Genomic DNA, 9653 nt, shown 5'->3' with positions numbered 1-9653 from the left:
CTGATATTCCATTTCCCGAAGATAACCATGACGAGATCGCCCTCCGATATCGCAAGCATGAGAGTACCCGCCGAGGTCGAAGGATACATTACCGGAAGGTCTCTCAGCGTGACTTCGTTTCCGCCGACGGTGTTTTTGATCGTAACGCTGCATAGGTTCTTTTCATAATCCACCGATACGACCTTTGCGACCGTAGCCGTCCATAACCTGCCTACTTCCTTTTCGATCAGGTTCTTCGTGAGCGTACCGATCCCCGTCATGCTTCGGCCACCTCTATCTCGGTCTCGTAGGTGTCGCCCCTGAGGGTATGTGTATACCCGGACGCCTTGAACAGTCCGTTGATATTCGGGCTCTCGATCCTGAGCCATGTGTCGATTCCGATCCTCCAGTTCAGGAGCGTAGTCAAAGTGGCGACCGTGTCCGAGTTCGAATCTTCTGAAACCTCGATCGTCAGAAGTCCGGTCGAACTGTTGATCTCGAAGACTTCGGCTGTCCTGTTGTCCGACCTGACGAAGTATCCCATTCCTCCCTCGGTATACGAGACATATTTTGTATCTTTCGAAGAGCCGTTTATTGTTTTGAGCATCTCTTCGAGGATCGCCTGGCCGGTTCCGGTAAACGTCCTGGCATGGGGGAAGGTATAATCGATGTCGCTGATCTTCCCGGCTGGGACATCACATGCGTCATATACCTGTTTGACCGCCCCCGAAAGATTCTGACCTTCACGCACTTCGAAAACGAATTCCTTCGAATTATAAAAGAGAAATGAGGAGTCCGAGCAGGTGATAATCGTGGAGAGATCCACACCGTCCGCCTGCGGCTCTTTCTTCGTGACATAGCCCTCGAATATAGTTCCGTAATCTCCTTTGAACCCGGCCTTAACCCGCACTCGTGCGTCTTTGCTTATCGCGTTTAAGGTTTTGTTGTCGAGATTCCATAACGTAATCTCACCCTGGTTCTGGCTGGAGTCGCCTGATTTTTTGATCTTGAACTCGATATCGCAGCTCTCGTAATCGAATACGAGATCGTCGACCTGGACCGATGCGATACGATACCAGGATGTGGAGCTCATATGATCCAGACCTCCATGTTTTCCAGGTTGCTGACGTACAGGGTAAAGAGAACCTCCTTCGTGACATCGTCTTTGATATTGTTGTAGAAGCCTTCGACCAGTTTCCCGGAATACAGCTGAACGTCGCCGGCGACTCTCCTGATGGAGACCGTGTAGATATCCGCCGTCGGGTTGTACTGGTAGAATACCGAGTAGGTAATATTGTCCAGTTTGAAGAGCTGCTTCTGCGGGCATCCGACCGAGGTCTCGAAAGGCAGTATCGAAGTCATCCGAGCATCCCCTCCACTGTATCGCCGCTTTCAATAATTTCCGTAATCCCGTCCGTAGTTGTTGTTTTCTCCTCCGGCGAAGACGAAGAGCCTGACGCGGTGACCGACTTCTCCGGCTTTGCGGTAAGTATCTCAAGGGACTCGGAGGCCGATTCGATGGTCGCGGTGATTACCTCCTGCAGTTTCAGGGTAGCACTGCACGTGTTTATCGAAGATCCCTCGCTGTAATTCAGGGCCGATATCACGACGGTATCGACCACCCGTGTTTCGGATATGAATTTCAGGCGTTTTTTCTGGTTCTTAAGCGAGACCAGGGTGTCGATGTCTTTTTTCAAAACCGTCATCTTCAGTGTTACCGACACCGGATTCTGGATGATGTGATCACTTATTGAATATTGTGCGGCAGTCTTATGCTGCGGCACTTCGAGACTGTCCGAGTACGAGACCTCGGATATGGTCTCCAGGACCGTTCTTACGTTGTCGTAGATCAGCACGATATCTTCTGTTGCCATTATAATCACGCTCCTACTGAGACCAGTTCCCCGGTTATCATCCGCTGCATCCCCGACTGAAGGTTCCTGTCGCGTTTGTTCATTATCGTGTTCAGGTCGTCCGCCGTCACGCCTTCGGTTTTGAGGTCTCCGGTGTTCATGGACGCATCGACGTTTCCGATATTCACCGTGACTCCGCCTCCTGCCGAAGAGCCATAGGCTTTGTCTGTGATCTCCTGCGTCTGGTAGGCGTTTTGGATGTATTCTCCGCCGGCAAAGTCCTCGAAGTCGGACTGCAGTCTTGTCGGCTGTCCTGTTGCGACTGCATAGACGTTCTCGGCCATTCCCATCGGGGTTACACTCCATAAGGCGTCAAGGACCGTCTTTACCACGGGATTTTCTAGTGTACTTGTGATGGTGTCGACGATCGGTTTTATGTATTCCCAGACCGAGGCCATGACCTCCTGCAGGTATGTAAATGCGGTGACGATCCCTTCGACCAAAGGCGTCAGCCAGGGGAAGGTCTCGAATATCCAGTCTACCGCTCCCTTCAGCATCGAGTTCTCCCAGCCCTTGTCGAAGACATCCCACAAGAGCCAGGCCGCGGCTACGATTGCAAGAATTGCGTAGGTCACCGGGTTTATCGCAATCGCCCAAAGTGACGTTCCGAGCGTCGTCATTGCGCCGGAAAGTCCGCCTGTTGTGAGGGTTGCAAAGGTCGAAGCAGGGATATAATTTGTCAGGATCCCGTACACCTGGCCCCATTCGTCAGCTACTGAGAATGCAGAATTGGCGAGGGGCAGCACGCTCTCCGTAATACCCATAAGTGCCGATCCAGCCTCGCCGCCGGTGGATATTATTCCCTGCAGGGATTCGGGCATCTGTTCAAAAGCACCCGTCAGCATGTCGTTCAAAGCGGGATTTTCAGATAATACCGATGCCATCGTACCGGAGAATTCCCTGTACAGGCCGATCGAGTCCGTTATCGCATTGTTGACGGCTTGTATTTTTTCGATATTTGTCATATCAGTTCCGGCCATCAGTATCATGCCGGAACCGCCTGCAATCCCGGCATTGAAGGATACCTGATTGAGGGATGTATCTCCTTCTGATTCCGTCGCCCACTGCCGTGAGAGATCTGAAATATCGGATATTGCATGCCTGTTGAATACGAATTCAGGGGAATTCTGCATATATTCGAGAATCTCCTCGCTGACACCAGTATATTGCGAACAGGTTTTCAGGTCTTTCGTATATGAATCAAGAACCTCCTGGGCATACTGGTAGGCCCTGGCTATCTCATTAATCGAATTTGTAACCGTCTCTCCATATTTTTCAATGATCTCCCGGCTCTTCCCGATCATTTTATTTATATTTTCGTTGATCTTTTCAACCGGAGAGGTTATGTCGTCCACCAGCTCCCAGATGATCTCTATCGAACGAATTGTTCCTTCCTCGGACATGGGTAATTCTTCATTGATGTGATTTATAAAGCGAAGTCGGGTGAAAACTTCCGGAGAACCTGGATCAAAGAAGGGATGAATTATGAGAGTGAAAAAGAATTTTTTCAGGTTTTCTTATGTGTCTCTTTTGGTACATTCAATATTCAGACGATTATCAATGAAAAGAAAAATATCTGCTTTGATTTTTCATAGCACGGTCACCTTAAATCCATCCTCATGAATTTCACGTAGGCTATCCCGAAAAAAACTATCGGGTATGCAATTAAAAGTAATATATTACCCCATATTTTACCTAATATATCCTCAAAACCTATACCCATCTTAGAATAATCATAAAAATGAACTTCGTCTGCACCTTTGAATGCCCAGAAAAACGACGGTTTTGTCAGGGCTATTCCTGCGTATAAATAATTATTTTTTATTGAAAAATATTCAACACTGTTTTCAATAATTTTTTGAGTTGAATAATAATTGCTCAATTCATCATAGTCGTTAAATTCAAATCCATCGTTGCCGATTATAGCGGGTTCAGGGCCGATTATCAGATAACTTACAGAAGGAGCGGCAATTGTTGCAACATATGACAAAATAATGAATAAAATTAAAGAATAAATCAATGAAGTTCCACTGTTTTTCGTTAGTGACGACACCATAAGAGACATTGAAAAAATGCCTGCCAGATATAATATTGTTATAGCGCAAAGAAGTGCTATTGAAATAAAATCGTCCCCTGAAGGCACTACGCTTAATAAAAACAGAATTGCTGTAATAATTACGAAAAGACCAACTGTAGCTACAGCCAATACTCCTATTCCTCCAATTGCCTTTCCGTTTATTAATTCATCTCTGTAAAGTGGATGAGAAAGAATAGATTTTATCGAACCAGATTCTCTTTCTTTTGTAATTAAATTAAAACCAGCTGAAATTGCGATTAAAGGTCCAAAAATATAACCCGAAAGACCGTTTACAATCCCATAATATATATTGACCGGAGAAGGATTATATGCTGCATCACCCGAATGAATTATTCCATATTCGTCAAGATATGTACTTCCGGAATTAGCATATGCTTCCATTTCTTTAGTATAGGTTTGATACTCACTAATTACAGAAACACCGGCAATAACCATCAGCATAAAAAAAAGTGCAAGAAATTTTTTGCCTGAGATCTGATCAAAGAATTCCTTTTTGGAAACAATTAGTAATCTTTCTAAATTCATTATAAATCACCTCTTCATCTTAGATCCATTCTCATAAATTTTACATATGCGATTCCAAAAAAAATAACAGGAAACATTATCAATGCAAATATTTTGGTCCATATACTTTCAAGTATTTCAAGAGTTGAAGGCTCGTATTCAAGAAAAGAAGTATTATCACCCCCGTACATCTCCAGGGTTAGAAGATACGATGATGTTCTTGTAAAAGGGTCAACTATTTCTGAAAATATTCTTCTAACGGAAAATACTGATAAAATGTCCTGTAAACTAATTTTTTTATTCATATAATCAAGTTTCGTATCCTGATAATACTGCACTTCGCTGGCTGACATGGAGGACATTTCATTTGAATAGATTGTTTCCGGCTCATCTCCCAGGATCAGATAACTTGAGACTTCAAGTCCTGCAACAGGAATCAGATATGACATGATAAAGAGCAGGGATACTGATAAAATCAGTGCACTACTACTGCTTTTACAAATTGCTGAAGACATCAGTGCAAGAGAAAAATTGGCAATTAGAAATAATAATATAAAAAAACAGATTATGCATATTTTTCCAAATGCGTTCAAGTCAGGAACAATTCCATTTGTAAGCATTAGTGCGATAACGATAGTAAAGACAATCGTTTCTGCAAAAAGCAATGAAAAAATTCCTCCAATAGCCTTCCCATTGATTATTTCGTCCCGGAAAACCGGATGCGAAAGAAGAGATTTGAGCGATCCTGATTCCCTTTCACCTGAAATCAGATTGAAACCAAGTGCTATGGCAATAATTGCTCCAAATCCATAATAGCCCAGATTTTCTGTAATACTTCCAAATACTATTACAGGGGTCGGAGGGATTTGATAAACATCGCTGCTCCCGGATTTATACTCATCAAGCACGCTGTAGTATTCACTGATACCATCAAAAGCACCTATTCCTACAATAATTGCGAATAAAATGAGGATGAGAAAAAATTTTTTGCTTGTAATATTCCCAATAAATTCCTTTTTGGCAACAATTAAAACCCTTTCTGATATCACACTATTCCCTCCTGTAGACATTAAGAAATAATTCCTCAAGAGGGGGGGATTCAAGATGTATATCAATTATTTTATAATCTTTTTTTAGAATATCAAAGATATTTTTCCTGATATCATTTTTTGTATATATTATGGCATGATTATTATTAACTTCAATTTTTATAATTTCGGAATGCTTAATTTCAGGAAGCGGCTCTTCTGTTTCAAGAATGATTTTTAAAGGATTTTGACTTTTTTCAATAAGCTGCTTTTCAACATCTTCAACTGTGCCCCTGGCAACAAGATCTCCCTGTGATAATATTCCAAGTGTTTTGCAGACCTTTTTCACTTCTGATAAAACATGGGAACAGATAAGAATAGTTTTTCCTTCATCAGACAAATTGTGAATAATTTTTCTGAACTGAAATACTCCTTCAGGGTCAAGATTAGCTGTTGGTTCGTCCAGAATTACCACTTTTGGATCGTTTAAAAGAGCCTGTGCCAGCCCCAAACGCTGGTTCATTCCACGGGAATATCCGCTAAGAGTCTGGGTGACATTTTCTAGTTTTACAAGTTCGAGAAGAAAGTCAATTCTTTTTTTTCGTTTTTCAGGGTTCATTCCATAAAATCTGGCAACATAGTCCAGATTTTGTTCGGCAGTCAGGTTTTCGTAAAATCCTACGTCTTCAGGTAGATAACCGGTTATCTTTTTCGCCTTTAATGGATTTTTTGTAACATCAATACCATCAATAAGGCAGCTTCCGGATGTAGGCTCAATCATCCCGGTAAGCATTAAAATCGTCGTACTTTTTCCGGCACCGTTAGGACCCAAAAAACCGAATACTTCTCCGTTACCGATCTCAAGATTAAGATTATTTACTGCTGCCTTTTCTCCATATATTTTTGTGAGATTTCTAGTCGTAATCATAAAATCCGTACTCCAAAAATATTTTTTTTCCTGGTTTTCATCTCTAAATCTGTCACACCAAAACGATCCTTACTAGTAGTATTTTTTCAGATAATCAATTGTAATATCCTTATAAAAAAGGCAAAGAATTTCTCCGCTATGTGCATCTATTACAGCACCATATGTAGAATCGTCAAATTTAGAAATATCTGGCTCTGCACCAATGTTTCTTTCAACATTGAACTCCAATTCCCAGATCAGGCGAACCGGTGTTGTGTTATCATAATATACCGGAACACCGGTATCCCACAACAACATCTCAGATTTATCGTCATTTAAAAATTCATATGTTTTTACTTCTCCCGGGTATTTCTCGTCTATTTTTTCTTCAATAATTTCTTTTGCTTCGTCTAGAGAAACTGAAGGTACAGAAGAAGAGAATGTATGATTTTGAAGATTTGGAATGTTAAACTGACATGATGTTACATTACCGGAAATTGAATTGATAGTCATCTGTAAAACAGGTCCGCCATCCAATCCCTCATATTTATTGTAATATCTGACGTAAATATTTGCAGCTTTGCCTAATTTATTAAATCTATCCAGATTAACATAATTAGAAGTTTTGATTGTGGTAAAAATGTTATCGGGATCTCCTATATCATCGGGATCTTGTCCAAATGCCTTTAATACAAAGGATCTTGCAATTTCTTCTCCTTCATCAAGAGTCAGTTTAACTTCACCTGAAGGCGCTAAATAACCCGAAGATTCATATACGGAGCGAATTTTCCCTGTTTCGGCATTAATTCGTGCTTCATATATAATGCCGTCAGACGTTTTTAGATCCTTATATGTATAAACTTTTATTGCAGGGATTACGGGATCTGATTCTTCCCATGGTATTTTATTATTTATTGTTTCAGGAATAAAATATGGGAATAATTCCTGAATATAATTACTATAGCCATTAAATAATTCCCTTAAGCTTTTTGATTCTCCTGTGCTTTTTTCAGGAGTGGCAGTGCCTGTTTGGTTATTCTCGATATTATTGTCTGATCCAACAGAACCAATTTTCTCTGTATAATTTGAAATAGCGGTTTCATTACTGGTTTGTGAAATGCAACCCGCAGAAAAACAGATTAATAGAATTAATACAAGACAAAACTTAAATGACTTATTTAGTCCATATTTTTTTTGTACTGATTTTTTCGTAATTTTAGTTTTCATGAATGCTTCCTCTTAGAATCACAATATTAAATTTTTAGTCAGCAAAAAAAGAGATTATTCATGTTATTATATCTTGGAAATAATGGTCATAGTCTGTAGGACCAGTACTCGCTGCACGTACATATAACTCATATATATCATCTGTATAAAATGGTGAGAAATACCAATTTCCGGTTGAGACATAATTAGTATTTGTTTTTGAAATAGTTCCTGTATTAGAAACCACCACATTGTTCCAAAGATCGGTTACTTCGGCTTGGACCGATATGACATCGCAGGTTTCTCCTAAATATCCTGCTGACCCATGGTATATTATTGACGATCCCGAGATATATGCTCCGCCATCTGCTTCGATGCCATCGGCACTTACCGGCCCGACAAGTGCCATTCCACCTAAAAGCATCATCACAAGGAGGAGGCCGAGTTTTCTGAAATTTAATGTTTTCATTTCTGTTTTCTCCTTTATTTCAATTTTAGTTTTGAAGTGGCTCTTATTCGGTTAATCCGTTGATTAAATTTTTCAAGCTCTTTTTTTAAGAACTTTAATCTTTTCACCGCTGTCTGAGTTTCATGAAACAGTTCTGAAACAACTGTTTCAACAGCGGCTTTTCGCAGGGTTACCATAAGCCCTCCATGGGGCCAATTAAGGCTGGGCAAGGTACTCCCGGACACAGGTAGCCTGTTTTCGGCAGTGAATTTTTTCATGTCCCCAGTGAAGGAATATTGTACCCCCCACTGCCCACGAAGAAAAATTTAATTTCATATATTAAACGTCTTGTTGAACGATCGTCTACACGTTTGAGAAAAATCTCTTCTATGAAATAGAAAAAATCTGGATCTGTCTCCGTTGCTATCCCACGCAGAACTTATGAGAGAAAACGGCTAAAAAAAGATCAAGTGACGGCGAACAGAGAGGGTGACTTGGAAATCTGCCTCGTGTGTATTGCAGGCCATAAAAAAATGATTAGGTATTGATCGGAATTGTTATATATTCAAAAGAGAAGAATACTTTAGCCTTTGTTCAGTTTTGGGCAGGTCAATCCGGATGATTGATGCACAGTGCGTGCATTCCGCTTAAGAACCCTGACTTTGGAAATCGCTATTGGGTTTTTCCTGAAACAGTGCTTGGAACGACTGTTTCAGCAGCGGCTTTTCGCAGGTTTTAGTAGGTCCCTTCCATGGGGGCCTGTGTCCGGCAGTGATTTATTCTATGTCCCCGGTGAAGGAATATTGTACCCTCCACTGCTCACGAAGAAAAATTTAATTTCATATATTAAACTTCTCGTTGAACAATCGTCTACGCGTTTGAAAAAAATCCAGATCTCTCTTCGTTGCTATCCCACGCAAAATTTATGAGAGAAAACGGCTAAAAAAGATCAAGTGACGGCGGTCAGCAAATAGAGGCAGGAAATCTGCCCATTATATATTGTTAATTTTTTAAATTAGTATGAATCTTCACATAAAGAAATCTGTTCCCGGGAATATGCATATTAGATACTCGGGCCTTGTAGTGATCGGAATTATTATATATTGTAAAAGCGAGATAATAGTCTCCTAGTTCAGTTTAGGAAGGGTAATCGTCTATGATTTCCCCTTAGACGTGCGTACAGGATGTTTGCTGTCGATAGAGAGGATTATAATTTTCCTGCCGGGAGCGAGTATCTGTTTGTACAAACGTTTATAATTTGAAGTTTAAACTTCATGAAACAGTTCTGAAACAACTGTTTTAACAGCGACTTTTCGCAGGGTTGCAAACAGAGGTAAAGGGAATCACCTTCGGGGTGATTCTTTTTTCCTGTAAATGGTTTCTGTTTTGGAATTTAGTTAATTTGATTTGTTTTTTTGGATTTCATGCTATCTATTTAAGATTTAATTGTTTATGTGATGTGATCGTTGGAGAGAATAGATAATATAATGAGAATTAGACTTCCTATGGCGGGGTAGGGCATCCCCGGACAAATTGGGTGGGCTGTCCGGCATTGAATTACCCTGACCCC

The 9653-nt window shown here is 40.9% G+C and carries 11 protein-coding genes; all 11 read right to left on the bottom strand.

Features of this window, described 5'->3' with window-relative positions:
• A partial coding sequence (locus tag METPAY_RS01310) for a hypothetical protein (protein WP_048148444.1) occupies nucleotides 1-260 on the bottom strand: 260 nt, incomplete at its 3' end.
• Nucleotides 257-1072, bottom strand: a complete 816-nt coding sequence (locus tag METPAY_RS01305; RefSeq protein WP_048148442.1) for a hypothetical protein — start codon at nucleotides 1070-1072, stop codon at nucleotides 257-259. The genes METPAY_RS01305 and METPAY_RS01310, both read right to left, overlap by 4 nt.
• Nucleotides 1069-1341 (bottom strand): hypothetical protein, encoded by a 273-nt coding sequence (locus METPAY_RS01300; RefSeq protein WP_048148439.1) that lies wholly within the window; start codon nucleotides 1339-1341, stop codon nucleotides 1069-1071. The genes METPAY_RS01305 and METPAY_RS01300 overlap by 4 nt, the downstream gene beginning before the upstream one ends.
• Nucleotides 1338-1853, bottom strand: coding sequence for a phage baseplate protein (locus METPAY_RS01295; protein WP_048148437.1), 516 nt, complete (start codon nucleotides 1851-1853; stop codon nucleotides 1338-1340). Before METPAY_RS01295 ends, METPAY_RS01300 begins: the two co-directional genes overlap by 4 nt.
• 5 nt (nucleotides 1854-1858) lie before the next feature.
• Nucleotides 1859-3295: a phage tail tape measure protein gene (locus METPAY_RS01290; RefSeq protein ID WP_048148435.1), complete on the bottom strand. Its 1437-nt coding sequence runs from the start codon at nucleotides 3293-3295 to the stop codon at nucleotides 1859-1861.
• Between the two features lie 197 nt (nucleotides 3296-3492).
• Complete coding sequence (locus METPAY_RS01285) at nucleotides 3493-4515, bottom strand: ABC transporter permease subunit (protein WP_048148433.1); 1023 nt, start codon at nucleotides 4513-4515, stop codon at nucleotides 3493-3495.
• 14 nt (nucleotides 4516-4529) lie between these two features.
• Nucleotides 4530-5543, bottom strand: coding sequence for an ABC transporter permease subunit (locus tag METPAY_RS01280; RefSeq protein ID WP_048148430.1), 1014 nt, complete (start codon nucleotides 5541-5543; stop codon nucleotides 4530-4532).
• 1 nt (nucleotide 5544) lies between these two features.
• Nucleotides 5545-6450 carry an ABC transporter ATP-binding protein gene (locus METPAY_RS01275; protein WP_048148428.1) on the bottom strand — a complete coding sequence of 302 codons (906 nt, stop codon included), beginning with the start codon at nucleotides 6448-6450 and terminating at the stop codon, nucleotides 5545-5547.
• Nucleotides 6451-6522: 72 nt separating this feature from the next.
• Entirely contained in the window at nucleotides 6523-7656 is a 1134-nt protein-coding gene (locus METPAY_RS01270) for a hypothetical protein (RefSeq protein ID WP_048148426.1), read from the bottom strand.
• Nucleotides 7657-7714: 58 nt separating this feature from the next.
• Nucleotides 7715-8104: a hypothetical protein gene (locus METPAY_RS01265; protein WP_048148424.1), complete on the bottom strand. Its 390-nt coding sequence runs from the start codon at nucleotides 8102-8104 to the stop codon at nucleotides 7715-7717.
• 14 nt (nucleotides 8105-8118) lie between these two features.
• The gene (locus METPAY_RS01260; RefSeq protein ID WP_048148422.1) at nucleotides 8119-8361 is read right to left on the bottom strand and encodes a hypothetical protein; all 243 of its coding nucleotides are present in this window, start codon (nucleotides 8359-8361) and stop codon (nucleotides 8119-8121) included.
• Nucleotides 8362-9653: the final 1292 nt, after the last annotated feature.

It is taken from the genome of Methanolacinia paynteri (assembly GCF_000784355.1).
GTDB lineage: Archaea > Halobacteriota > Methanomicrobia > Methanomicrobiales > Methanomicrobiaceae > Methanolacinia > Methanolacinia paynteri.
This window is presented reverse-complemented; position numbering and strand designations above follow the sequence as displayed.